General features: G+C 65.7%; 27 protein-coding genes. 15 read left to right on the plus strand and 12 right to left on the minus strand.

What is annotated here, in order from left to right:
• The first annotated feature begins 13 nt into the window (after positions 1-13).
• From J2S32_RS00085 to J2S32_RS00105, 5 genes are all read left to right on the plus strand, one after another.
• Positions 14-1057, plus strand: coding sequence for a PhoH family protein (locus J2S32_RS00085; protein ID WP_253514940.1), 1044 nt, complete (start codon positions 14-16; stop codon positions 1055-1057).
• Between the two features lie 58 nt (positions 1058-1115).
• Positions 1116-1415 carry a GIY-YIG nuclease family protein gene (locus J2S32_RS00090; RefSeq protein WP_367398960.1) on the plus strand — a complete coding sequence of 100 codons (300 nt, stop codon included), beginning with the start codon at positions 1116-1118 and terminating at the stop codon, positions 1413-1415.
• 47 nt (positions 1416-1462) lie between these two features.
• On the plus strand, positions 1463-1951 hold the full coding sequence (gene ybeY / locus J2S32_RS00095; RefSeq protein WP_253514945.1) for an rRNA maturation RNase YbeY: 489 nt from the start codon (positions 1463-1465) through the stop codon (positions 1949-1951).
• Positions 1952-1972: 21 nt separating this feature from the next.
• A complete protein-coding gene (locus tag J2S32_RS00100; RefSeq protein ID WP_253514947.1) occupies positions 1973-2890 on the plus strand; it encodes a hemolysin family protein in 918 nt (305 codons plus the stop codon).
• 67 nt (positions 2891-2957) lie between these two features.
• Positions 2958-3842 (plus strand): LysR substrate-binding domain-containing protein, encoded by an 885-nt coding sequence (locus J2S32_RS00105; RefSeq protein WP_253514949.1) that lies wholly within the window; start codon positions 2958-2960, stop codon positions 3840-3842.
• 3 nt (positions 3843-3845) lie between these two features.
• Here J2S32_RS00105 and J2S32_RS00110 read toward each other — a convergent pair whose 3' ends face one another.
• From J2S32_RS00110 to J2S32_RS00140, 7 genes are all read right to left on the minus strand, one after another.
• Positions 3846-4769: a lysophospholipid acyltransferase family protein gene (locus J2S32_RS00110; protein WP_253514951.1), complete on the minus strand. Its 924-nt coding sequence runs from the start codon at positions 4767-4769 to the stop codon at positions 3846-3848.
• Entirely contained in the window at positions 4741-5163 is a 423-nt protein-coding gene (locus J2S32_RS00115; RefSeq protein ID WP_253515174.1) for a Fur family transcriptional regulator, read from the minus strand. Before J2S32_RS00115 ends, J2S32_RS00110 begins: the two co-directional genes overlap by 29 nt.
• Positions 5164-5239: 76 nt before the next feature.
• Positions 5240-5677 carry a MucR family transcriptional regulator gene (locus J2S32_RS00120; RefSeq protein WP_253515175.1) on the minus strand — a complete coding sequence of 146 codons (438 nt, stop codon included), beginning with the start codon at positions 5675-5677 and terminating at the stop codon, positions 5240-5242.
• A gap of 115 nt (positions 5678-5792) precedes the next feature.
• The gene (locus J2S32_RS00125; RefSeq protein ID WP_253514952.1) at positions 5793-6245 is read right to left on the minus strand and encodes a GNAT family N-acetyltransferase; all 453 of its coding nucleotides are present in this window, start codon (positions 6243-6245) and stop codon (positions 5793-5795) included.
• A complete protein-coding gene (gene tsaB, locus J2S32_RS00130; protein WP_253514953.1) occupies positions 6242-6853 on the minus strand; it encodes a tRNA (adenosine(37)-N6)-threonylcarbamoyltransferase complex dimerization subunit type 1 TsaB in 612 nt (203 codons plus the stop codon). Before tsaB ends, J2S32_RS00125 begins: the two co-directional genes overlap by 4 nt.
• A gap of 36 nt (positions 6854-6889) precedes the next feature.
• Entirely contained in the window at positions 6890-7483 is a 594-nt protein-coding gene (locus J2S32_RS00135) for a malonic semialdehyde reductase (RefSeq protein ID WP_253514954.1), read from the minus strand.
• Between the two features lie 27 nt (positions 7484-7510).
• Positions 7511-8092 carry a NifU family protein gene (locus tag J2S32_RS00140; RefSeq protein WP_253514955.1) on the minus strand — a complete coding sequence of 194 codons (582 nt, stop codon included), beginning with the start codon at positions 8090-8092 and terminating at the stop codon, positions 7511-7513.
• A gap of 101 nt (positions 8093-8193) precedes the next feature.
• Between J2S32_RS00140 and J2S32_RS00145 the strand changes: the two genes are divergently transcribed.
• The 10 genes from J2S32_RS00145 (at position 8194) to trxB (ending at position 21621) form a co-directional block, all read left to right on the plus strand.
• The gene (locus J2S32_RS00145) at positions 8194-11133 is read left to right on the plus strand and encodes a M16 family metallopeptidase (RefSeq protein WP_253514956.1); all 2940 of its coding nucleotides are present in this window, start codon (positions 8194-8196) and stop codon (positions 11131-11133) included.
• A 123-nt stretch (positions 11134-11256) separates the two neighbouring features.
• Positions 11257-12630, plus strand: a complete 1374-nt coding sequence (locus J2S32_RS00150) for a class II 3-deoxy-7-phosphoheptulonate synthase (RefSeq protein ID WP_253514957.1) — start codon at positions 11257-11259, stop codon at positions 12628-12630.
• Between the two features lie 179 nt (positions 12631-12809).
• A complete protein-coding gene (egtB, locus tag J2S32_RS00155) occupies positions 12810-14063 on the plus strand; it encodes an ergothioneine biosynthesis protein EgtB (RefSeq protein WP_437181910.1) in 1254 nt (417 codons plus the stop codon).
• A complete protein-coding gene (gene egtD, locus J2S32_RS00160) occupies positions 14063-15067 on the plus strand; it encodes an L-histidine N(alpha)-methyltransferase (RefSeq protein ID WP_253514959.1) in 1005 nt (334 codons plus the stop codon). The genes egtB and egtD overlap by 1 nt, the downstream gene beginning before the upstream one ends.
• 13 nt (positions 15068-15080) lie before the next feature.
• Complete coding sequence (locus J2S32_RS00165; RefSeq protein WP_253514961.1) at positions 15081-15776, plus strand: retropepsin-like aspartic protease family protein; 696 nt, start codon at positions 15081-15083, stop codon at positions 15774-15776.
• Between the two features lie 45 nt (positions 15777-15821).
• Entirely contained in the window at positions 15822-16565 is a 744-nt protein-coding gene (gene otsB / locus J2S32_RS00170; RefSeq protein WP_253514964.1) for a trehalose-phosphatase, read from the plus strand.
• Positions 16562-18349, plus strand: a complete 1788-nt coding sequence (locus J2S32_RS00175) for a glycoside hydrolase family 15 protein (protein ID WP_253514966.1) — start codon at positions 16562-16564, stop codon at positions 18347-18349. Before otsB ends, J2S32_RS00175 begins: the two co-directional genes overlap by 4 nt.
• A complete protein-coding gene (locus J2S32_RS00180; protein WP_253514968.1) occupies positions 18331-19737 on the plus strand; it encodes an alpha,alpha-trehalose-phosphate synthase (UDP-forming) in 1407 nt (468 codons plus the stop codon). The genes J2S32_RS00175 and J2S32_RS00180 overlap by 19 nt, the downstream gene beginning before the upstream one ends.
• Before the next feature lie 57 nt (positions 19738-19794).
• Complete coding sequence (locus J2S32_RS00185) at positions 19795-20574, plus strand: tyrosine-protein phosphatase (protein ID WP_253514970.1); 780 nt, start codon at positions 19795-19797, stop codon at positions 20572-20574.
• Between the two features lie 63 nt (positions 20575-20637).
• Positions 20638-21621, plus strand: coding sequence for a thioredoxin-disulfide reductase (trxB, locus tag J2S32_RS00190; protein WP_253514971.1), 984 nt, complete (start codon positions 20638-20640; stop codon positions 21619-21621).
• 125 nt (positions 21622-21746) lie between these two features.
• On the opposite strand, the gene J2S32_RS00195 is transcribed toward trxB, so the two are convergent.
• The 5 genes from J2S32_RS00195 to J2S32_RS00215 form a co-directional block, all read right to left on the minus strand.
• On the minus strand, positions 21747-22181 hold the full coding sequence (locus J2S32_RS00195) for an MAPEG family protein (protein ID WP_253514972.1): 435 nt from the start codon (positions 22179-22181) through the stop codon (positions 21747-21749).
• A 13-nt stretch (positions 22182-22194) separates the two neighbouring features.
• Positions 22195-22644, minus strand: coding sequence for an MAPEG family protein (locus tag J2S32_RS00200; RefSeq protein WP_253514973.1), 450 nt, complete (start codon positions 22642-22644; stop codon positions 22195-22197).
• Positions 22645-22667: 23 nt separating this feature from the next.
• The gene (locus J2S32_RS00205) at positions 22668-23363 is read right to left on the minus strand and encodes a class I SAM-dependent methyltransferase (RefSeq protein ID WP_253514974.1); all 696 of its coding nucleotides are present in this window, start codon (positions 23361-23363) and stop codon (positions 22668-22670) included.
• Positions 23360-24577 carry a DUF3419 family protein gene (locus J2S32_RS00210; protein WP_253514975.1) on the minus strand — a complete coding sequence of 406 codons (1218 nt, stop codon included), beginning with the start codon at positions 24575-24577 and terminating at the stop codon, positions 23360-23362. Before J2S32_RS00210 ends, J2S32_RS00205 begins: the two co-directional genes overlap by 4 nt.
• 78 nt (positions 24578-24655) lie before the next feature.
• Positions 24656-25609: a threonine ammonia-lyase gene (locus tag J2S32_RS00215; protein WP_253514976.1), complete on the minus strand. Its 954-nt coding sequence runs from the start codon at positions 25607-25609 to the stop codon at positions 24656-24658.
• Positions 25610-25638 lie beyond the last annotated feature (29 nt).

Consider the following 25638-nt stretch of genomic DNA (forward strand, 5'->3'; position numbering starts at 1 on the left):
TCGAAAGGAGCCTATGGCCCGCAAACCTGTCCAGAAGGACGCACAGACCTTCTCCCCGCCGCCCTCTCCGCAGCGCGAAGTGCGCCGCGCACAGGTCGATCTCGGCTTCGACAACCAGAGCCTGCTTGGCGCGCTGTTCGGCCAGTTCGACGCCAATCTGGTGCAGGTGGAAAACCGCCTCGGCGTGTTCATCTCCGCCCGCGGCAACCAGCTGCATATCGAAGGCCCCGAAGACAGCGTCGCCCGCGCGCGCGACGTGCTCAAGGCGATGTACGACAAGCTGGCCGTGGGGCAGGATCTCGACGCGGGGGCGATCGAGGCGCTGATCACCATGTCGGACGAACCGACGCTCGACGGGATCGTCGGCACCGAACCGGGAAACGACAAGGGCGGCCCGCCGATCATGATCCGCACGCGGCGCAAGACCATCGTCCCGCGCAGCGCGATGCAGACGACCTATATGCGCAGCCTGGTGCGCGACGATATCATCTTCGCGCTGGGTCCGGCAGGGACGGGCAAGACCTATCTCGCGGTGGCGCAGGCGGTCGCGCAGCTGATCACCGGCAGCGTGCAGCGGCTGATCCTCTCGCGTCCGGCGGTGGAGGCGGGCGAAAAGCTCGGATTCCTGCCCGGCGATTTGAAAGAGAAGGTCGATCCCTACCTGCGCCCGCTGTACGACGCGCTCTACGATTGCATGCCGCCCGAACAGGTCGAGCGGCGGCTGGCCTCGGGCGAGATCGAGATCGCGCCGATCGCCTTCATGCGCGGACGCACGCTGGCCGATGCCTTCGTCATCCTCGACGAAGCGCAGAACACCACGCGCGAACAGATGAAGATGTTCCTCACCCGCTTCGGCCAGAACAGCCGGATGGTGATCTGCGGCGATCCGCGGCAGGTCGACATTCCCGGCGGCGACGGGATGAGCGGACTGGCCGATGCGGTCGGCAAGCTCGAAGGCGTGGACGGCTTCGGCACGATCCGCTTCACCGCCGCCGATGTGGTGCGCCACCCGATCGTCGGTCGCATCGTCGAGGCCTACGAGGGGCCGAGCGCCTAATGACAAAAACCATTATGTCGTCACCCCCGCGCAGGCGGGGGTCCCGCTACCTTCGGGCGTGACTTTCGAGAAAGGCGGCTACGTTTACATCATGGCAGACCGCTACCGCGGTACCATCTATGTGGGCGTGACTGCCGATATCGCCGCGAGGGCAGTGCAGCACCGCGAAGGGAAGGGCGGGTCGTTCATCCACCGGTATGGGCTCGCACGGCTCGTCTATCTCGAAGGCTACGATTACATTACCGATGCTATCGCGCGCGAGAAGGCGGTGAAGAAATGGAACCGCGCGTGGAAGATCAGGGCGATCGAGGAGCGGAATCCCGAGTGGCACGATCTGTTCGACACGCTGAACATGTAGCAGGAGCGGGATCCCCGCCTGCGCGGGGATGACGAAGGATTAGAACGGTGGATTTCGACATCGACATCGACGGGTGGCCCGCGGAGGTCGAGTGGGATGCGCTGACCGTGCGCGCGCATGCGGCGCTGTGCGGTGTCGAGCCGGCGCTGGGCAATCCGCGGCTGACCGCTTCGGTGCTGTTCACCTCCGATGCGGATGTCCACGCCTTGAACAAGGAATGGCGCGGCAAGGACAAGCCGACCAATGTGCTGTCGTTCCCCATGCTCCAGCGCGGCGATTTGCTCGACCTCGCCCCCGAGGGGCCGCCCGAAATGCTCGGCGATCTGGCGCTGGCCGCGGGCACCTGCGCGCGCGAGGCGGCGGACAAGGGAGTGCCGCTCGAGGCGCATGCGGCGCACCTGCTCATCCACGGTTTGTTACACCTTGCGGGCCATGATCATGTCGATTCGGACACGCAGGCCGAGGCGATGGAAGCGCTCGAGATCGCAGCGCTTGCAAAATTGGGTATCGCCGACCCATATGGGGACCGCAACTGACTGGAGTGCATAATTAGGGCCATGCCCGATTCGTCATCACCCGCGGGAGACGCGGAGAGTAGCAGCGGGCTCATGCTCGCCATCCGGAAATTCTTCGACCCCGACTACGGCGAACGCTCGCTGCGTGCGCAGCTGGAAGACGCGATCGACGAGCACGAGGACGAAAACGGCGACGACACGCCCGAGCATAGCGGCACAGGCGACCTGTCGCTGGTCGAGCGCCAGATGCTACGCAACCTGCTGCATTTTTCCGAGCACGATGCCGACGATGTCGCGGTGCCGCGCGGCCAGATCATCGCGATCGAAGCCACCGCCAGCTGGGACCAGCTGGTCGAGACCTTCGCCGAACATGGCCATTCGCGCATGCCCGTCTACCGCGACCAGCTCGACGATGTGATCGGCATGATCCACATCAAGGACGTCTTCACCATCCTCGCCCGGCGCGAGGCCCCGCCGAGCGACTGGACCGTGCTGATGCGTCAGCCGCTCTATGTCCCGCAAACGCGCAACGCGCTCGACGTGCTCGCCGACATGCGCGCGCAGCGCATGCATCTGGCGGTGGTGGTCGACGAGTTTTCGGGCACCGACGGGCTCATCACGATCGAGGACCTGGTCGAGGAAATCGTCGGCGAGATCGAGGACGAACATGACGAGGCGCCCGAGGAATGGATCGTCGATATCGGCGAGGGCATGTGGGACTGCGACGCCCGCGCCGAACTCGACGATGTCGCCGAGAAGGTCTCGCCCGCGCTGGCCGAGGTCGAGGAATCGGTCGATACGCTGGGCGGGCTGGCCTTCGTGCTGGCCGAACAGGTGCCCGAGGTCGGGCGTGTGCTCGAACATCGCAGCGGCTGGCGGATCGAGGTCACCGATGGCGACGAAACCCATGTGAAGCGCCTGCGCCTGCACGCACCCGAGGATTCTGCAACAGTCACGTGACGACAGTTGCAGATTATCGCACATTCGCCCTCGACAGCGACGAATTGCGACCATAGCGTGCAACCACATGGCTACCCGGCGACTGCCCCCCTTGCGCGCCCTCGAGGCGTTTGTTCGCACCGTCCGGCTCGGCTCCGCGCGCGGTGCGGCAGACGAGCTGGGGCTCAGCCCTTCGGCGCTGTCGCGGCGGATCGGCAATCTGGAAGAATTCGTCGGCAAGAAGCTGTTCACCCGCGCGCGCCAGTCGATGCAGCTGACCGATGACGGACACGCCTTTTTCGAAGCGGTGAACCCGCAGCTTGAAGCGCTCGCACGCGCGGTCGAAAGCCAGTCGGAGAACCTTTCGCTGCTGCGCCTGCGGCTGGGCGTGCTGCCGCTGTTCGGCACGCAGCGGCTGTTCCCCAAGCTTGGCGAACTGCGCGAACGCCATCCGCTGCTGCATATCGATATCGATACCGGCGCGCATCTGGAGGACCGGGTGGGCGACGTGCTCGACGCCGCGATCATCCTCTCGCGCGGGCCATCGCGCGGGCTGCATGCCGTCCGGCTCGATTACAACAAGGTCCACGCGATCTGCAATCGCGACCTCGCCGACAAGCTCGGGTCCACGCCCGACCGGGACTTGCTCGCCCGGCAGACTTTCCTGATCCACAACGAACTGCCCGAAAGCTTCACCGCCTGGCGCGCGGAAATCGGCTTCGCCGATCTCGAACCGGCGGCGATCGACCATTTCGATTCGGGCCAGATCATGCTCGAGGCAGCCGCGCAGGGGCTGGGCATCGCGATCATGCATGACGACCATATGCGCCGCGCGGCCGACAGCCGGCTGGCGACGCTGTTCGAAGTCGCGGTCGAAAGCCCCTATAGCTACTGGTTCGTGTGCAAGCCCACCGCGTTGGAAGAACGCCCGGTGCGGCTGTTCCACGACTGGCTGGTCAAGGCCGGGCTCTAGCCTCTAGCTTTCGCCGGTCTTTGCATCGGGCGCGAAATAGCGGATCGCTTCGACCGTATGGCGGAAATCGCGCAGCGGTTCGTCGAGCGTCGCGCCCAGTTCTTCCTCGATCTCCTCGCGCGCCTTTGCGGCGATCGCCTTGCGCCCGTGATATTCCTCGGGGCTGAAGGGCTCGAGATAGGTGATCCGCAGGCGGAACGAGCCCTTGCGCGCCATCACGCGCATCGCGTTGTTGAGGCCGTCTTCCTCGCCGATCCAGCCGATGAATTCGGACACCTCGCCATAGTCGAGCACCACCGGCTGGACGAGCACGCCCGGCGGCGGGGGTTCGAGCACCGACAGCATCGAGCTCTTGAACGGCAGCAGCGATTTGCCATCGGTGGTCGTGCCTTCGGGGAAGACGGTGACCGACCAATTGTCCGCCAGCGCCTCTTTCAGCGCATTGATCTGCTGGGCCACGTCCATGCGGTTCTCGCGCTTGACGAAGACGGTGCGGTTGAGGCGGCACAGCCAGCCGATGACGGGCACTTGGGACAGTTCGTATTTGGCGACGAAGGCGGTCCCCGTCGCGCCTGCCAGTGCAAGGATATCGACCCATGAGACATGGTTGGCGATAAAGAACACGTCGCGCCGCAGCGGCGTCCCGCGGATATGCACCCGCGCCCCGACGACCCAGGCGGTATAGCGCAGGAACAGCATCGGGAAGGGCGAGCCATAGGCGAACACCCGGTAGAGGTAATGCAGCGGCACGCTGACCAGCAGCCCAAGCAGGATACCCAGCGTGCGCAAGGCGAAGCGCAGCCATTCGCGCACGGTCAGCGGGGTTTTCTCGCCGCGCATCGCGGCCAGCCGGCGGGCGGACAGGCGGGCCAGCCGCCGTTCGGCCTGCGCGAGGCCCTTAGCCTTCGCGGTCGAGGCGGACGCCATAAAGTTCCAGCCGGTGGTCGACGAGGCGGTAGCCCAGCTTGGCGGCGATCTGCTTCTGCAGCGCCTCGATCTCCGGATCGACGAATTCGACGACCTTGCCGGTCTCGACATCGATCAGGTGGTCATGATGCGCCTCGGGCACCGCCTCGTAACGCGCGCGCCCGTCGCCGAAATCGTGCCGATCGAGAATACCGGCCTCTTCGAACAGCCGTACCGTGCGATAAACGGTCGCGATCGAAATGCCCGAATCGATCTTGTTGGCGCGTTCGTGCAGCAGTTCGACATCGGGATGGTCGTCGCTTTCCGACAACACGCGCGCGATGACCCGGCGCTGCTCAGTAATGCGCAGACCTTTGTCGGCGCACAATTGTTCAAGATCGATTTTCTGGTGCAATTTTGCTTCCTGCATGAAAAAACGCCCCGTACCCTTATCGGGCCGGGGCGTCTTGCTCAAGGCGAACCGAAGGGCTTTACGCTTCCTTCTTCTTACGGCCGCGCTTCTGGCCGGGTTTACGGCCCAGTCCGATCTTGACCGCCAGTTCGCGCCGCTTCTCGGCATAGGCGGGGGCGACCATCGGGTAATCGGCAGGCAGGTTCCAGCGCGCGCGATATTCCTCGGGGGTCATGTCGTAGGCGGTCTTGAGATGCCGCTTGAGCATCTTCATCTTCTTCCCGTCTTCGAGACAGACGATGTAATCTTTCTTCACCGACGAACGAATGGGCACCGCGGGTTCGGGCTTTTCTTCTTCGGGCTCGGTTCCGCCAAGCCCCGAAAGTGCGTTGTAGATGTTCGAGATCAGCGTCGGCACTTCGTCGACCGCGACGCTGTTATTGCTCACATGGGCCGCCACAATATCCGAGGTTAGCGTAATCAGGGTCTCGCCCATGTCGGTCTTGAAATCTTCCATCATTTACCTTCAAAAATTTGGGATGTTACCCGCGTCGCGACCCGCGCTCGCCGCATTGTATAAATTCGACAAGAAAATGCAACGACTGTTGGGAAAGGTTATTCTTGTCGCGCTTTTACAACTTCCGCGCGAAGGTGATGGCGTCCAGCCGAGTGCCATCCGCCGTCCGGTAATAATCGACCCGGCGACCGATCGGTTCGAACCCGCATTCGCGATAAAGTGTCTCGGCGGGATTATTTGCGCGCATTTCCAAGAATATACTCTCGGCTCCGCCGTCGAGTGCCAGGCGGGCGAAAGTCTCGATCAGTTTCCGGCCAAGTCCTCGTCCGCGCAATTCGGGGCGGACGCCGATCAGCAGCATCTCCTCTTCGCCCGGCGCGCGCTTGGCGAGAATGAAGCCCGCGGCGATATTCGTGCCGACTATTGGTTCGCCCTCGGCATCGAGCAGAATCGCGTAGGTGTGCGGCATGGCCAGCGAATTTTCGACCTGCTGGCGCGTCCATGCTTCGCGCCAGTGCGGGTCGAAGGCGGCCTCCATCACCGCCATCAGCTGGTCGAGCTCGCTCATCCCCCCGGCAGTTTCGCATCCGGGGCGCGCCCGTAAAGCGGGGCAAGATCGGCGCGCAGCAGGCTGTCGGGCAGGGCGGGCACATGGCGCGCATCGGGCAGGCGGACCGGATCGGGGGTGCGACCGGCAAGGTCACCGAGCTCTTCGGCCTTCGATCCTGCGAGCCGGTCACCAAGCGTTCGCGCCGCGGCATTGGCGGGCGGGAAGGAAGCGACTGCGCCCAGCGGCAGGCCGTCGCCGCCGAAGTCCTGCACGAACCATTCGCCATGCCCGCCGGTCATGCAGACGGTCACCGTCTGCCCGCTATCCCCCCGCGCCATCGCGGCGACCAGCGCCAGTGTCGGATAGCCGCGGACTTCGGCGTGCCAGGCGATTCCCAGCGCCCGCGCCACCGCCAGCCCGATCCGCACGCCGGTAAAGCTGCCCGGCCCGAGCGAGACGCGGATCTCGTCCGCGCGGCCCTTGCCCGGCAATTCGGCAATCATCGGGACCAGCCGTTCGGCATGGCCGCGGCCCAGCACTTCGTGGCGAGAATCGACCAGCGCACCGTTGTCGAACAGCGCAGCCGAACAGGCCTCGGTGGCAGTTTCTATCGCAAGGACGCGCATGACCGCGCACTGCCCCAGCAAAAGCGCGGCTGCAAGTCAGTCGATACGGTTGAACTTGTCGAAGTCGGGACGCGGGCTGCGCGCGAAGATGCTTTCGCGGTCCCCATAGCCGATGGCGCAGATGAAATTGCTGCGATGGCGCGGCTGGTCGGCGAAGAACGCCTTGTCGACCGCGTCATTGTCGAAACCCGACATCGGGCCGCAGTCGAGCCCCAGCGCGCGCGCGGCGATGATCAGGTAAGCGCCCTGCAGCGAGGAATTGCGGAACGCGCCTTCCTTGCGGCCTTCCTCGTCACCGTCGAACCAGCTCTTGGCGTCGGTATGCGGGAACAGCCACGGCAGTTCCTCGTGGAAATCGATGTCGTAGCCGATGATCGCGACCACCGGGGCCGAGGTGATCTTGTCCTTGTTGCCGTCCATCGCCAGCGCGGCCAGCTTGTGCTTGGCGGCGGCGGACTTGGCCCAGACGATCCGCGCAGGCTGCATATTGGCCGATGTCGGCGCCATCTTGAGCAATTCGTAGATCGCGTGGATCTGCTCGTCGCTGACCGGCTTGTCGAGCCAGCCGTTATAGCTGCGCGCTTCGCGGAAGATCAGGTCGAGCGCTTCGGACGAAAGGGTATCGGCCACGGGAAGAATTCCTTCGGGTGTCGGGGATCAGGCGGCGCGGACTTCGACGACCTCGGGCACGTAATGCTTGAGCAATCCCTCGATGCCATGCTTGAGCGTGGCGGTGGAGGACGGGCAGCCCGAACAGGCGCCCTGCATCTGCAGGTGGACCACGCCGTCGCGGTAGCCGCGATACTGGATATCGCCGCCGTCGCCCGCCACGGCCGGGCGCACGCGGGTTTCGAGTAATTCGTTGATCTGCGCGATGATGTCGCCATCTTCCTCGCGCTCTTCGACCAGCATGCCTTCGTCTTCGGGCGGAACCGCGATGCCCCCGGCGCTGCCCGGTGTGAACAGCGGTGCCTGCGCAACGAAATGGTCGAGCAGGATCGCCAGCACCTGCGGCTTGAGATCGCTCCAGCTCCCCCCGGGCGCGACCGTGACGGTGACGAAATCGCCGCCGAAGAACACGTTCACGACTTCGCCCGTGTCGAAAATCGCCTGCGCCAGCGGACTGGCCTCGGCAGCTTCGGGGGAGGCGAATTCGCGCGTGCCCTGCGCCATGACCTGCTGGCCGGGGAGGAATTTGAGGCTCGCCGGATTGGGCGTCGTTTCGGTCTCTATGAACATGAGCTAGGATGTAGGAAGCATGGGAACCGGGGGCAAGGAAGGAACGCTTGTCCGGCAAACATTCACCTAGCCTTCACAGGTCGCCCTCCTATATGCCCTTCATGACCCATTTTCCGCGCGCCATCCGGCGTCTCGCGCTCGTCCTTCCCGCTGCGCTGCTCGCTTCGCAGCCCCTGCTTGCGCAGGAACCGGCAGCGCCCACGCCGCAATATCTCACGCCCGCCGACGGCACGCCGTGGATCTACGAGGGCAGCGATGTCCCGCGCGACGAGGAATGGACCTTCGGCGAGCTGCCCAATGGTGTGCGCTATGCAGTGCGCAACAACGGCGTCCCGCCCGACCAGGTCTCGGTCCGCGTACGGATCGACGCCGGGTCGCTGCACGAGGAAGAGAGCGAGCGCGGCTATGCCCATCTGCTCGAACATTTGCTGTTCCGCGAAAGCAAGTATCTCGGCCCGGCAGAGGCGATTCCGACCTGGCAGCGGCTGGGCGCGACTTTCGGCAGCGACACCAATGCCGAAACCAGCCCGACGCACACCGTGTTCAAGCTCGACCTGCCCAATATCTCCACCACCAAGCTGGCCGAAAGCATGAAGCTGCTGTCGGGCATGGTGCGCAGCCCGGTGCTGAGCGATGCCAATGTCCGCGCCGAAGTGCCCATCGTGATGGCCGAGAAGCGCGAGCGCGGCGGTCCGGGCGAACGGGCGGGCAATGCCAGCCGCGAAGTGCTGTTCGCCGGGCAACGGCTCGCCACGCGCACCCCGATCGGGACCGAGGAAACGCTGGCCGCTGCCACCGGGGCGAGCGTGAGCGCCTTCTACAAACGCTGGTACCGGCCCGAAAACGTGGTCGTCGTGGCCACGGGCGACATGGACCCCAAGCAGCTCGCCGCCGAGATCGAGGCATGGTTCGGCGATTGGCAGGGCGAGGGGCCGCATGTGCCCGCGCCTGCATTCGGCGATCCGGTTGCCCCCGCGGGCGCCGATGCGGATAATCCGGTCGGCGAGATCGGCGTCATCGTCGAACCCGACCTGCCGCGTTCGTTCACCTATGCGGTGATGCGCCCGTGGCGCCCGGTACAGGACACGGTGGCCTATAACGAAGGCCTGCTGCGCGATGCCTTGGCGCAGGCGCTGATCAACCGCCGGCTCGAATCGCGCGCGCGGGCGGGTGGCAGCTATCTCTACGCGCAGGTGTCGCAGGACGATGTCAGCCGCTCGGCCGACATGACCTTCGTCAATTTCGCCCCGCTGACCGGCGACTGGAAGGCCGCGCTCGACGATATTCGCGGCGTTATTGCCGATGCGCTGGCGACCCCGCCGTCGCAGGAGGAAATCGACCGCGAGCTGGCCGAGTTCGAGATTGTCTTCACCAGCCAGGTCGAACAGCGCCGCGTGCTGCCCGGGCCGCGGCTGGCCGACGATGTCGTCAATGCAGTCGATATCCGCGAGGCGATCGCCGCGCCCGAAACCGTGCTGACGGTGTTCAATTCGATGAAGGCAACGCTGACGCCCGAACGTGTGCTCGACCATACCCGCGCGCTGTTTGCGGGCGATGTGATCCGTGCCGCCTATGTCACCCCGACTACGGGCGAGGCGAGCGAGGCTGCGATCCGCGCCGCACTCAATGAAGACATTGCTGCCGATGGCGAAGCGCGCATTGCCGCGCAGGCGATTTCCTTCGACGAATTGCCGCCGGTGGGGAGCCCCGGCGAAATTGCCACGCAGGCGCCGATCGGCGTGCTCGATATCGAACAGGTCGAATTTGCCAATGGCGTGAAGGCGATCCTGTGGGCGAACGATGCCGAACCCGGCCGCGTCGCGGTCAAGGTGCGCTTTGGTGCGGGCTATCGCGCGATCGACCCCGACGACGCGGTATACGCCAATCTCGGCTATGCCGCGCTGATCGGATCGGGGATCGGCGAACTGGGCCAGGAAGAGCTCGACGTGCTCGCCACCGGGCGCAAGTTCGGCTTCGATTTCCAGGTCGGCGATGGCGCCTTCACCTTCTACGCACAGACGCGCGAACAGGATCTGGAAGAACAGCTCTATCTCTTCGCGGCCAAGCTGGCGATGCCCGGCTGGGACCCGAACCCGGTAATCCGCGCCAAGGCGGCGGGCAAGCTGGCCTATGAAAGCTATGGCTCCAATCCCGGCGGCATCTTGCAGCGCGATCTCGAATATCTGGTGCGCGACAGCGACCCGCGCTTCCGCACCCCGACGCCCGAAATGTACGATGCGGCAACCCCCGCAGGCTTCCGCGAATTCTGGGAGCCCTTGCTCGCGCAGGGTCCGGTCGAAGTGCTGGTATTTGGCGAATTCGACAAGGCCGAAACGGTCGAAGCCCTGCGCCGGACCTTTGGCGCGCTGGCCCCGCGCGAGGCGCCTTCCGCCGCCGTGCTCGAGCGCGCGGTCGACTTCCCCGAAGCGGGTGCGACGGTGGTCCGCCATCACCGCGGCGATGCCAACCAGGCTGCCGCGGTCATCGCCTGGCCCAGCGGTGCCGGAGTCGAGAACCTGCGCGAATCGCGCCGTCTCGAAGTGCTCACCTCGCTGTTCAACAACCGCCTGATGGACGCCATGCGCGAACATGCCGGGGCGAGCTATTCGCCGGTCGTGCGGTCCGACTGGCCGAGCGATGTGAACAGCGGCGGACGGATTGCCGCGCTCGCCCAGCTGCGCCCCGAGGACGTGCCGGTGTTCTTCGCCGAAGCCGAACGCATCGCCAAGGAACTGGCAAGCGCGCCGGTGGGCGAGGACGAGTACAACCGCGTGGTCGAACCGCTGCGGCAATATGTCAGCCGCGCCTCGACCGGCAATTTGTTCTGGCTCTACCAGCTCGAAGGGGCGACCGTGGACGCGCGCCGCATCCCGATGCTGCGTTTCCTGCTGTCCGATTATACGCAGACGACACCCGCCGATTTGCAGGTGCTGGCGCAGAAATACTTCGGATCGCGCGAAGGCTGGCGGCTGGCGGTCATCCCGCAGGGGCAGGAAGTGGTCACCGCATCGGGCGGCGAGGACGCCGTCGCGGGCCGCTGAGGCCGGTCACTGCAATCGGCTTTTTACGCTGGCCAAGCAAATGCTGCTTGCGACATGATGCCGCCTCGTCTGCTACAGGCGGGCAATCTGGCGCCATTCCCGGCGCCGCAAATGGAAGAGACAATGGCGACCAACTGGGCACCCGATAGCTGGCAGGGATACGAGGCAAGGCACTTGCCCGAATATCTCGATCCGGCCGCGCTCGAGGCCGCGACGACCACGCTCGAAACGCATCCGCCGCTGGTGTTTGCCGGCGAAGCGCGCGCGCTCAAGGCCGATCTCGCCGAAGTCGCCGAAGGCCGCGCCTTCCTGCTGCAGGGCGGCGACTGCGCCGAAAGCTTTGCCGAGTTCCACCCCAACAACATCCGCGACACCTTCCGCGTGCTGCTGCAGATGGCGGTGGTGATGACCTTCGCCAGCAAGAAGCCGGTGGTCAAGGTCGGGCGCATGGCGGGACAGTTCGCCAAGCCGCGCAGTTCGAACACCGAAACGCAGGGCGATGTCACGCTGCCGAGCTATTTCGGCGACAACATCAACGGCATCGAATTCGACGCCGCGACGCGCACCAACGATCCGCAGCGCATGGTCCGCGCCTATTCGCAGGCGGCTGCCACGCTCAATTTGCTGCGCGCCTTCGCCACCGGCGGCTATGCCAATCTGCGGCAGGTCCACCAGTGGACGCTCGAATTCATGGGCCGCAGCCCGTGGGCGGACAAGTTTTCCGACGTCGCCGACCGGATCGGCGAAGCGCTCGATTTCATGGAGGCGTGCGGGGTCGATCCGCAGGTGGTGCCGCAATTGCAGCGCACCAGCTTCTTCACCAGCCATGAAGCGCTGCTGCTGCCCTACGAACAGGCGCTCACCCGCCGCGACAGCCTGACCGGCGAATGGTACGATTGCTCCGCGCATATGGTGTGGATCGGCGACCGCACGCGCTTCGAAAACAGCGCGCATATCGAATTCGCGCGCGGCATCGGCAATCCGCTGGGGATGAAATGCGGCCCCAGCCTCGAAACCGACGCGCTGCTCAGGCTGCTCGACACGCTCAATCCCGCGCGCGAGCCGGGCCGGATCACGCTGATCAGCCGCTTCGGCCACGACAAGGTGGAAGACGGCCTGCCGCGGCTGGTGCGCGCGGTGAAGGCCGAAGGGCATCCGGTGGTGTGGAGCTGCGACCCGATGCACGGCAATGTCGTCAAATCGGACAGCGGCTACAAGACGCGGCCCTTCGACCGCATCCTTACGGAAGTGAAGGGCTTCTTCGCGGTGCACCGCGCCGAAGGCACGCATCCCGGCGGAATCCATGTCGAGATGACCGGGCAGGACGTGACCGAATGCGTCGGCGGCGCAGTGGCGATCACCGACGAGGCGCTCAAGGATCGCTATCACACGCATTGCGACCCGCGTCTCAATGCCGCGCAATCGCTCGAACTGGCCTTCCTCATCGCCGAAATGCTCAATGAGGAACACGGTATCCGGCAGGCCGACGCCGCCTGAGCTTGCAGCCCGGGGGCGTGCGCGGGAACCGGGACGCCGGCCCCGCATTCTCCGGTAATGCGCGTCAGTCGATTGTTTGGGCATGCTTTTCCGCCCCCGGCCTTTAAACCGAAACTGAATTGCGCCATGGTGAACCGTGGTTGCCACCTTCCGGCGACTGCAGTTCAAGGGGACCGGCATTGAACCAGGTCCAGCCGCAAGCGCAGCCCGCGCTGGGAGAGGAAATCGAGAGTCGCTACGCCGCGACCCGCGCGCTGAGCGAGGCGCTTGCCGCTCCGCTGTCTGAAGCCGATGCGACGATCCAGTCGATGGAAGATGCCAGCCCCGCCAAATGGCACCTGGCGCATACGACGTGGTTCTGGGAAACCTTCCTGCTGCGCGACCATCTCGGCGGATATACACTGTTCGACGAGCGCTGGCCCTTCGTATTCAATTCCTATTACGAGGCAGAAGGCGAGCGCATCCATCGCTTTTCGCGCGGGATGCTGTCGCGCCCGACGCTGGCGGACATCCGCCATTGGCGCGCGCATGTCGATGCCGCGATGGAGCCGCTGTTCGCACGCCAGGAGCTCGCGCCGCTGATCGAACTCGGGCTCGCCCACGAACAGCAGCACCAGGAATTGCTGCTCACCGATATCAAGCACGCGCTGTTCCAGAACCCGCTCGGCGTGGCCTTGTGGGATACGCCGATGCCAGCCGCACAGCCGCAGGTGGATGACTGGCACGAACACCCCGGCGGCATCGCGCGGATCGGCCACCAGGCGGACGGCTTCGCCTTCGACAATGAAGGCCCAGCGCACCGCGTCCTGCTCGAACCCTTCGCGCTGTCGGCGCGGCTGGTCAGCAATCGCGACTGGGCCGAATTCATCGCCGATGGCGGCTATGACACCGCCAGCCTGTGGCTCTCCGATGGCTGGGCCTGGGTGCGCGAACACGGCGTGCGCGCGCCGCTCTACTGGAACGAGGGCGAGCAGTTCACCCATGCCGGCTGGCATGACCGCGATCCCGGCGCCCCGGTCACGCATATCTCCTATTTCGAAGCCGATGCCTTCGCCAGCTGGGCGGGCCAGCGCCTGCCCACCGAATTCGAATGGGAAGCGATAGCGCGCGGGCAGGAAGGCCAGGCGCCTGCGCACGACCCGCTCGGCGGCAACCAGCTCGACGAGGCCGCGCCGCCGATCCCGCGCGGCAGCAGCGGTCTGTTCGGCGATTGCTGGCAGTTTACCCGCTCGGCCTATCTGCCCTATCCGCGTTTCCAGCCCGCCGAAGGGGCGGTGGGCGAATACAATGGCAAGTTCATGAGCGGCCAGTTCGTGCTCCGGGGGGCCAGCTGCGCCACCGCGCGCGGCCATTCGCGCGCCAGCTATCGCAACTTCTTCTACCCGCACCAGCGGTGGCAATTCACCGGCCTGAGGCTGGCAAAGGACATCTGATGACTACCGAAAAGGGGATCGCGCTCGTCGAACGCGACGAGGACGGCGTCGACAAGGCGTTCCGCCAGGACGTGCTCGCGGGGCTGCGCCAACAGCCCAAGGCCATTCCCGCGCGGTGGTTCTACGACGAGGAAGGCTCGCGCCTGTTCGAAAAGATCACGCAGGTCGAGGAATATTATCCGACCCGCGCCGAGACCGAAATCCTCACCGCGCGCGGGGCCGAGTTTGCGAAGCTGATCGGGCCGGGCAGGGCGGTGGTCGAATTCGGCTCGGGCAGCTCGGTCAAGACCCCGCTGCTGCTCGAGGCGATCGCGCCCGCGGCCTATGTCCCGCTCGATATCTCGGGCGACTTCCTGCGCGAAAGCGCCGCTGGGCTGGCGCAGAAATTTCCCGGCCTGCCGGTCCATCCGGTCGAGGCCGATTTCATGCGCCGCGTGACGCTGCCCGAGGCGGTCGAACCGCTTGCCCGGCTGGGGTTCTTTCCCGGCTCGACCATCGGCAACATGGTCCCGCGTACCGCGGTCGACCTGCTGCGCTCGATGCGCGCGACGCTGGGCGCGGACGAAGGCGAGGGCGACAACGCGATGCTGCTGATCGGCATGGACCTGGTGAAAGACCGCAAAGTGCTCGAAGCCGCCTATGACGATGCCGATGGCGTGACCGGCGCGTTCAACAAGAACCTTGTCACCCGTATCAATCGCGAGCTCGATGGCACTGTCCCTGTCGATGCTTTGGAGCATGACGCGGTGTGGAACGACCGGCTGGCGCGGATCGAAATGCATCTGACAGCCACGCGCGATATCGACTTCGCGGTGTCGGGCGAAAGTTTCGCGATGAAGCAGGGCGACAGCATCCACACCGAGAACAGCCACAAGTTCACCCGCCGCAGCGCGAACATGCTGCTGCTCGCGGGCGGCTGGACCCCGGTCAAGCGCTGGACCGATGGCGCCAAGCGCTTCTCGCTCATCCTCGCGCGCGCCACCGAACAGCGCGAGGCGCCCTAGGGCGCGCGTATTCATGGACGCGACACCGGCGCGTTCCTATATCCCCGGTATGGATTTCGAACCCGTCTTCAGCGCCGCCGCGGATATGCTGCGTGCGATCCCGCGCTCCGAACTGCTGATCGCCGCGGTCGCGGCCATGGTACTCGGCTGGATCGGCGCGATGATCGCCAAGCGCTCGGCGCTCGGCGGGCTGCTGCGCGTGGGCAGCTCGCTCGCGCTCGGGCTGATCCTGCTGACCGTGGTGCTGCAATTGTCGCGTTTCGACCCGCGTTTCGATGTCGCGGTGCCGCAGATCGGCCTGCCCGAACAGCTGGTCGAAGGCGGCGAAACGCAGATCCCGCTGTCCGCCGACGGGCATTTCTGGGTCCGCGCCGAGGTCAACGGCGTGCCCGGCAACTTCATGATCGATACCGGCGCGACGCTGACCGCGATTTCCGCGCCGCTCGCCGAGCGCGCCGGGCTCGAGCCGCGCCGCGGCGGCATCCCGATCATGCTCGGCACCGCCAATGGCACGGTGCAGGCGCATGTCGCGACGATCGACAGCCTGACCTTCGGCAATGTCAGCGCCAGCGGGACCGACGCGGCGATCGCGGAAAGTTTCGGCGATTTCAACGTCATCGGGATGAATGTGCTGGCGCGGCTCGGTTCGTGGCGGGTGGAGGACAACACGCTGATCCTCGTGCCGCGCGCCGAGGATACGATTTCGTGAAATCCCCCGTTGGACCGCGCGCGCCGAAACGCTAGGCAGGCCGCGATGGATGGCCCGAACACGCTTCCGCCCCCGCCGCCGCTGGCGCAGCTGCTTGCCAGCGGACCCGCGGCGCTGTTTCTCGATTTCGATGGCACGCTGGTGGAAATCGCGCCGCGCCCCGGTGACATTCACGTTCCCGATGGACTGCTCGGCCGGTTGCACGCGCTGCGCGACCGGCTCGACGGGCGGCTCGCGCTGGTCAGCGGCCGCGCGCTCGACGATCTGACCGGGCACCTGGGACAGCCGGCGATATGCCGCGCGGGTTCGCATGGCGCCTCGCGCTTTCTTGCCGACGGCACGCGGCTCGGTGACGAACCCCAGCGCCTGTCGGACGCGGCGATTGCCGAATTGCGCGCCTTCGCCGAAGCGCATGGCCTGTTCTACGAAACCAAGACGCATGGCGGCGCGCTGCATTTCCGCGCCGCGCCCGAAAAGCGCGAGGCGACGCTGGCCTTCGCGCGCGAATTCGCCGCCGCGCGCGAATTATGCGTCACCAGCGGCAAGGGTGTGGCCGAACTGGTGCGCCCCGGCGCGACCAAGGCGGCCGCGGTGTCGGCCTTCATGGAAGTCGCGCCCTTCGCGGGCGCCGCCCCGGTGTTCATCGGCGACGATGTGACCGACGAGGACGGCTTCGCCGGTGCGGTCGAACATGGCGGTTTCGGTATCGCGGTCGGCGAACGCGCGAGCAAAGGGGCACGATACGGACTCGACAGCGTTGCTGCGGTGCACCATTGGTTGGAGATATGATGCAATCGGACCTCGAGCTTTCCCCGATCGGCAACTGCCAGGTCAGTACGCTGGTCGATAGCGAGGGGGCTTTCGTCTGGGGCTGCGTCCCGCGCGTCGACGGCGACCCGGTCTTCTGCTCGCTGCTCAACGACAATGCGCGCGATCGCGGCATTTGGCGGTTCGAGCTCGAAGGGCAGGCGCGCAGCAGCCAGCGTTACGAACGCAATACCGCGATTCTGATCACCCGGCTCGAGGCCGAGGACGGCAGCGCGGTCGAGATCCACGATTTCGCACCGCGTTTCGAACGCTCGGGCCGGATGTACCGCCCGGTGGCCTATGCGCGCATCGTGCGCCCGGTGGCGGGCGCCCCGCGGCTGCGCGTCGTACTGGTGCCGATGAACGGCTATGGTGCCTCGCTGGCCGAGACGACCAATGGCACCAACCACATCCGCTATCTGATCGGCCCGCAGGCGCTGCGCCTGTCGACCGATGCGCCGATCGGCTACGTCCTCGAAGGGCGCAGCTACCGGGTCGAGAGCGACCAGCATTTCTTCCTCGGCCCCGACGAGCCCTTCGATGGCAATATCCGCAGCGAAGTGCGGCGGATGGAAGCGATGACCGCGCGCTACTGGCAGCACTGGGTGCGCGGGCTGCATATCCCGCTCGAATGGCAGGAAGAGGTGATCCGCGCCGCAATTGCGCTCAAGCTGTGCCAGCACGAGGAAACCGGCGCCATCGTCGCCGCGCTGACCACCTCGATCCCCGAGGCTGCCAACAGCCAGCGCAACTGGGACTATCGCTACTGCTGGATCCGCGACAGCTATTACACCGTCCAGGCGCTCAACCGGCTCGGCGCGCTCGACGTGCTCGAGAAATATCTCGCCTATCTGCGCAACATCGTCGACCAGGCACGCGGCGGGCAGATCCAGCCGCTCTATTCGGTGATGGGCGCGGACCAGCTGCACGAATTCGAGGCCGAGCACCTCGCCGGCTATCGCGGCATGGGCCCGGTGCGCGTGGGCAATGCGGCCTACAAGCAGGTGCAGCACGATTGCTACGGCCAGATCGTCATGCCAACTGCGCAGGCCTTCTTCGACACGCGCCTGCTGCGCATGGCGGACGAGCGCGATTTCGAACATCTGGAAGAAGTCGGCGAGGCCGCCTGGGCGAAACACGACCAGCCCGATGCGGGCCTTTGGGAGTTTCGCACGCGGCAGGAAGTGCACACCTATTCGGCGGTGATGTGCTGGGCCGCCTGCGACCGGCTGGCCAATGTCGCCGCCCGGCTGGGCAAGGGCGACCGCGTGGTCCACTGGAAACAGCGCGCCGACGCGATCCGCACCAAGATCGACGCGAATGCGTGGAGCGAGGAGGGCGGGCATTACGGCGCCAGCTTCGAAAGCGACTATCTCGATGCCAGCCTGTTGCAACTGGTCGAACTGCGCTATCTCAAGCCCGACGACGAGCGCTTCCTCAAGACCTTTGCCGCGGTCGAACGCGACCTGCGGCGCGGCGACCATATGCTGCGCTACGCCGCCGAGGACGATTTCGGCGCGCCCGAAACCGCCTTCAACGTCTGCACCTTCTGGCTGATCGAGGCGCTGGCGCTGGTCGAGCGGCGCGAAGAGGCGCGCGAAATGTTCGAGGCCATGCTCAGCCACACCACCGCATCGGGCATGCTGAGCGAGGATCTCGACTACGAAACCGATGAATTGTGGGGGAACTTCCCGCAAACCTATTCGCTGGTTGGTATCATCAACTGTGCGGGTCTGCTGAGTAAACCGTGGAGCGAAGTACGCTGACCGATCAACCCCGTCTCGTTGTCATATCCAACCGCGTCGCGGTGCCCAAGGCGCGCGGCGCAGCGGGCGCGCAGGGGGGCTTGGCCGGGGCGCTCCTCGCCGCGCTCAGCGACCGCAAGGGATTATGGTTCGGCTGGTCGGGGCAGGAAAGCGAAAGCGGACGCACCGGGCATATCGACACGCAGACCAATGACGGCGTGACCACCGCGACGATCGACTTGTCGCAGCGCGATATCGACGAATATTACAACGGCTATGCCAATTCGACGCTGTGGCCGCTGTTCCATTACCGGCTCGACCTCGCGGAATACGAACGCGAGACGGGCAAGGGCTACGAACGCGTCAACGAACGCTTCGCCGACCAGGTCACGCCGCTGATCGAACCCGAGGATGCCGTCTGGGTCCACGATTACCACCTCATCCCGCTGGGTGAGCGGCTGCGTTCGCGCGGGCTCAAGAACCGCATCGGCTTCTTCCTGCATATTCCCTGGCCGCCGACGCGGCTGTTCGTCTCGCTGCCCTATCACGAGCGGCTGGTGCGCACGCTGCTCTATTACGACGTGGTCGGCTTCCAGACGCAGGAATGGCTCGAAAGCTTCCTGCATTATTGCGAGAACGAACTGGGCGCCGAAGTCGACGGCGAAAAGGGCACCGTCAGTTTCGAGGGTCGCACCACGATCGCGCGCGCCTATCCGATCGGGATCGACTGGGACCATTTTTCGCAGCTGGGCAATGCTGGCGAAGCGCGGCAGGCCCAGCAGCGGCTGCTCAGCTCGTCGCGCCGACGCACCGCGATGATCGGGGTCGACCGGCTCGATTATTCGAAGGGCATTCCCGAGCGCATCGACGGGATCGGGCGCTTCTTCGACAAGCATCCCGAGCGGGTGCAGGACCTAGTTTTCATCCAGATCGCGCCGCCCAGCCGCGAGGATGTCGATAGCTACCAGGCGATCCGCGCGGAGCTCGAACAGAAATGCGGCCGGATCAACGGCGCGCGCAGCGAAGTCGACATGGTCCCGATCCGCTACGTCAATCGCGGCTACAGCCATGAAGAGCTGTTCGGCTTCTTCCGCGCCGCCAAGATCGGGCTGGTTACCCCCTTGCGCGACGGGATGAACCTCGTGGCCAAGGAATATATCGCGGCGCAGGACCCCGAGGATCCCGGCGTGCTGATCCTCTCGCGCTTCGCCGGCGCAGCGGCGCAGATGCCCGATGCGGTGCTGGTCAATCCGCACAGCCCCGACGATATCGCGCATGCGATCCAGACCGCGCTCGACATGACGCTGGAAGAACGCAAGGCGCGCTACCAGAAGCTGATCGCCACCGTGCGCGACGACAATGTGCAGGACTGGACTGCCAATTTCCTGCGCGATCTAAGCGAGGCCTGAGCGCGAAGCTGCTCGCTGCGATTGCGCATGCCCTGCCGCGCTGCCACCGTCGCGCGCATGATTCGCGAACCATTTCTCGAGACGCAGGGCATCCACAATTTCCGCGATTACGGCGGCTGGCGCACGCGCGGGGGCGGGCAGGTGCGCACCGGGCTGCTGTTCCGCTCGGGCCACCATGTCGAGGCGACCGAAGAGGATCTCGCCGCGATCGCCCCGCTGGGCATCCACACGGTCATCGACCTGCGCGGGGAAAGCGAGCGTGCGGCCAATCCCTGCCGCCGGGTCGATGGGTTCGACGGGCAGGTGCTGTTCTATGAAGGCGAAACCACTTCCAGCCCGCCGCATATGGATATCGGCCCCGACACCAGCGCCGCCGATTTCGCGCGCGAACGCATGCTGGCGGTTTACACGCGCATGCCCGACAACCCGGCGATGATCGACATGTTCGGTCGCTATCTCACCATCCTTGCGCAGCGCGAGGGTGCCAGCCTCGTCCATTGCTATGCCGGCAAGGACCGCACCGGCGTGGCGGCGACCATGCTGCTGCACATCCTCGGCGTGGCCGAGGAAGACCAGCGGCGCGAATTCCTGCGCACCAACGACAGCCCGACCTTCGACGTCCTCGCGCGGCAATCGCTCCCCGGGATCGAGGCGCGGCTGGGCCGCAAGCTCGACGAAGGCGCGGCGAAGGACCTGCTCGGCGTGCGCGAGGAATATCTCGACCGCTATCTCGAGATCGCGACCGAGCGGCACGGCAGCTTCGACACCTATCTCGAAGCCGCGATAGGTGTGGATGACGCGCTGCGCGAGGCGCTGATCGCCCGCTTCGTGGCGTGACTCTGCGGCTGCGGCTTCCCATATAACCGCGAACACCCCTTCAGACTGACGGAAATTGACGACATGGCTACCCATCGCACCAAGATGCTCATCATCGGCTCGGGCCCCGCGGGCTATTCCGCCGCCATCTATGCGGCGCGCGCGATGATGGAACCGATCGTGGTGCAGGGGCTGCAGCCGGGCGGTCAGCTGACCATCACCACCGATGTCGAGAACTATCCCGGCTTCGCCGATGTCGTCCAGGGCCCGTGGCTGATGGAGCAGATGCAGAAACAGGCCGAACATGTCGGCACGCGGATGATGTGGGACACGATCGTCGATGTCGACGTATCGAACGGCTCGCCCTTTACAGCGACTGGCGACAGCGGCGACGAATATGTCGCCGACGTGCTGGTGATCGCCACCGGCGCGCAGGCCAAGTGGCTGGGCGTGCCGGGCGAGATGGAACTGGGCGGCAAGGGCGTGAGCGCCTGCGCCACCTGCGACGGGTTCTTCTACCGCGGCAAGAAGGTCGCGGTGATCGGCGGCGGCAATACCGCGGTCGAGGAAGCGCTCTACCTCACCAACCATTCGGACGATGTCACGCTGATCCACCGCCGCGACGAATTGCGCGCCGAGAAGATCCTGCAGGAGCGCCTGCTCAACCACCCCAAGATCAGCGTGATCTGGAACAAGGCGGTCGAAAGCTTCGAAGCCGGCCCCACCGGCGCGCTGGGGCACCTCAATCTGCGCGATACGCAGACCGGTGAAGACAGCATGCTCGAAGTCGATGGCGCCTTCGTCGCGATCGGCCATGCGCCCGCGACCGAACTGTTCAAGGGCAAGCTGCCGATGGACGAGGGCGGCTACCTGCTAACCGAGGCAGGATCGCCCAAGACCGATGTTCCGGGCGTCTTCGCCGCGGGCGATGTCACCGACCACGTCTATCGCCAGGCGGTCACCGCCGCGGGGATGGGCTGCATGGCCGCGCTCGATGCCGAGCGCTTCATCGCGGGTCTGGAGATCGACGCCGACGGCCACGCGCATGAAGCCGAGGCGGCGGAATAAGCTCTCTACACAGTCATTGCGAGCCGCCGGCGAGGCAATCCATCAACCGACCTTGCAGCGAGTTGCTACGCCGGAAGATGGATTGCCGCGGAGCCTGCGGCTCCTCGCAATGACTTGGTGTTGGCTTACATGGGGGTGCCGAACACCAACATCGCGGCATTGACCGACAGCGCGATCAGCGCGACGCTCGACAGCGCGAACAGCACGAAGCGCACCATCACCACATTCGCGGTCACCTGGACCAGCGAGTGGATGATCCGCAGCCCGACATAGATCCACGCGATCAGCGCGTTCATGCCGTCGCCCGCGCCGATCATCGCCAGCACCAGCGCAACCGCATAAAACACCGTCGGTGCTTCGTGCAGATGGTTGTAATTATGCGCTTTCCACTGGACCTCTGCGGGCAGCGTCTCGTCCAGCGACTTGGTCCGGCGCGCGTCATTGGGGTCGATCCCCGCCTGCGACATCGCCGGGATACGGGTGGCGTACATCCACAGCCACATGATCATCGTCCATACAACAAGCACGACGATGGGCTGGAGGATTTGCGATTGAATCATCGGATAGTCTCCGTCAGGCCAGCACGAGGCTGGGATCGTGGAACAGCGTCAGCGCAAGCGCGCGATAAGCGAGGTAGATCAGCGCGATCGTCGACGCGATAAACAGCAGGAAGCGGATTTTCACCACATTGACGGTTGCCTGCCAGATCGAATGGACGATCCGCAGCGCGACATAGATCCACGCGAATACCGTATCGAGCGCGCTCGCGCCCAGCAGCGCGATGATCACGCTGGCGGCATAGAACAGCGTCGGCTGTTCCATCAGATGCGCGTAATTGTGCGATTTCCAATTGATCTTGTCGGGGATCACTCCCTCAAGATCCTGTCCCCGGCCGCCCGGCTTGGCAGCGCCGAGCCCGCCGGCCTTGCTCAGCGCGGGCAGGCGCGTCAGCGCCATCCAGAACAGGATAAGTAACGACCACGCGATCAGCACCGCCGCGGGTGCGAGCATCTGGGCTAGCATGTGTGGATTCTCCCCTTTGACCCTTATCGGGCAAGAGTGCTGGCCCCGCGGTGGATTGTCAATTGCAACCTAGCGGGCGGGCGGCGCAGAGTCGCGCGCTGGAAATAGTCCCACCGTGCGGTCTCGAATTCGCAATCGAGCGCGTTGATCGTGCAGGCGCGGAGCAATGCCTCGTGCAAATCGGCACGCGGGCTGACGTGGAACCGTGCCAGCCAGCCGCGCAAGCCCTGCGCGAGCGGCGCGGGCATCGCCTCGAGCGAGCCGAAATCGACCACATGCAGCGATCCGCCGGGAGCGACGAGCCGTGCGGCCTGTTGCAGCGCGCGCTCCCAATCGGGAATCATCGACAGCGCGTAGGACAGCACCACCCGGTCGAAGCCGCCGCGCCCGAACAGCGCGGGGGCATCGAAGCGGCAGGCATCGCCCTGCGCCAGCCGCGCCCCGGTGCCCAGCGCGGCGCGCGCGCTCTTGAGCATTTCCGCCGAAATATCGAGTCCGTGAACCGCGGTGCCCGGCCAGCGGCGCTTGATCGCGCCAAGGTTGCGGCCCGTCCCGCAGGCGATTTCGATCACGGTCGCGCCATCGGGCGCCGCGAGCTGTTCGATCAGCCCGTCGCGGCCGAACAGGTAATATTTGCGCGTCATATCGTAGATATGCCGCTGGCCGCGGTAGATCCCGTCCATCAGCGCCGCCTGGCTGGCTGTCCCCGCCTCGCTCATCCGGCGAATTCGTACAGATGCACGCCGCCATAGATCGACGAGCGATCGCGCGCGGTGAGGTCGGCGGATCTCTGTGCGTGATAGGTCCAGCGCGTCGCCAGATCGTCTGCCAGCCGTCCGGGCAGCAGGCTCGGCTCGGCCGCGGTGCGGAACAATACGCGCGCGCGGGGACGGGCAGTGCGGGTGATCTGCGCCCACAATTGGTTGAGCTGGCGGTCGTCCATCCAGTCCTGCGCATCGAGCAGGACATAGCGGTCGTGGCTGCCCGCATCGCTCCCGGCGAGGTAATCCACCATATTGGCATGGCGCATATCGAGCCGGCCGATCCGCTGCTGCATCACCGGCCAATTGCCGCGCTGGAGATAGGGCGGCAGCGGGGCCCCCACGGTGCGGTCGTAACCGCGCCCAAAGGCCTGCCAGGCGAAGTAATTGTCATCCACCGGGAAATCGCAGGCGAGCTTTTCCAGCCGCCGCTTGAGCACCACCGCCATCTTCTCGTCACCCGCCAGCGCCTGGTATTGCGCGGGCGGGATGCCGAGGCCGAACAGCGAGGCGGGATGATCGGTCAGCCAGCGCACGAATGCCTTGTCGAACACCGGGGCCAGCTCGGCCTCGAAAATCGCGCGCTGCTCCGCCAGCGTTTCGGCCCTCAGCACGCGGGCGAGGTCGATGCGGTAGAATTTGGCCGCGAGATGCGCGATGCCGATAAACCCGCCCAGCAGGCCCTGGCGGTAGATTCCGCGGGTGAAATGGCTGATCCGCTTGCGCCCGGTAAGGTCGCGGCTTTCCCAGTATTTGCGGCTTTCCGCGTCCAGGTGCGGCGCGATCATCGTGCGGTAGATCGCGCGGTTTTCCTGGTGATCGGCCTCGGCGAAAAAGCGGCGGAAGCGGTCGTAGCCGGGCAGGTTGCGGATTGCCGCGATCTTGAGCTTGCCCAGCGCGACATGCGCCCGGTTGAGATCGACGGCGACCACTTCGGCAGGGTCGGCGGTGAGATAGGACAGCGCGTTGCAGCTGCCGCTGGCGATACACATCACGCGCATGCCGGGGCCGATTTCCAGCCCTTCCATGTCGATTACCGGGTCTTCCCAGATCTGCGCATAGACCAGCCCCTTGAAGGCCAGCGCGAACGCCCTGTCGAGCAACTTGTCGCCCGCTTTCGCATCCTTGCGGACCACCGCATCGTCGATGATCCGCTTTGCCACTGCCACCATGCGTGTCACGTCCCGAGAGTTACGATCGTCCGACGCCAATAGGGCGCGTGCGTGTCGCTCTCGTGACGGTGTCGGGTGCTAGGCGTTCAGCGTCTTAGCAAAGCTCGCCGCATCGGTGTTGCCGCCGGTCACCATGATGACCGTATCCGCGTCGACCGGGACCTTGCCCGAGAGCGCTGCCGCCAGCGCCGCCGCGCCGCCGGGTTCGACCACCAGGTTGAGCTTGGCAAAGGCAAAGCGCTGGGCCGCGCGGACTTCCTCGTCGGTCACGACCACACCGGGCTGCGCGCGGCCCTGCAACACCGACAGCACCACCGGCGCACTGGCATCGGGCTGCAACGCATCGCAGATGGTGACGGGCGGATTGACCGCGCGTACGACTTCGCCGGCTTCGAGCGCTTGCCCGACCACGTCCCAGCCCTGCGGTTCGATCACATGGATCGCGCTGTCGGGGCAGGCGAGAGCCAGCCCGGCGGACAGCCCGCCGCCGCCGCAACAGACGACCACGCGCGACGGCGCGCGGCCAAGCTGTGCCGCGATCTCGATGCCCGCGCTGCCCTGGCCCTCGATCACCCACGGATCGTTGAAGGCATGGACCAGCGTCGCCTCGCGTGACGCGACCTCGCGCGCGGCGACTTCCTCGCGATCCTCGCCAGGGCGGTCGTATAGCACGATCTCCGCGCCCAGCGCGCGGGTCGCTTCCAGTTTCACCGTGGGCGCATTGCGCGGCATGACGATCGCCGCCGCGATCCCCAGCCGCCGCGCCGCCCAGGCGACGCCCTGCGCGTGATTGCCCGACGATACCGCGACCACGCCGCGCGCCCTCTCCGCCGCGTCGAGGTTCGACAGCCGCCACCAGCCGCCGCGGATCTTGAATGCGCCGATCGGTTGCAGGCTTTCCGCCTTCACATGGCAGCGCACGCCGCCGACCTCGACCGGCAGCAGCGGTGTCGGCGGAAGCAATTCGGCAATGGAGGCGGCCGCGGCGAGAACGCCTTCGCGGGTCGGTTTGCGCATATCGTCTCGGATCATTTGGCCCCTGTAGCGCATTTCGCTAGGGG

Source organism: Qipengyuania citrea (genome assembly GCF_024171405.1).
Taxonomy (GTDB): domain Bacteria; phylum Pseudomonadota; class Alphaproteobacteria; order Sphingomonadales; family Sphingomonadaceae; genus Qipengyuania; species Qipengyuania profunda.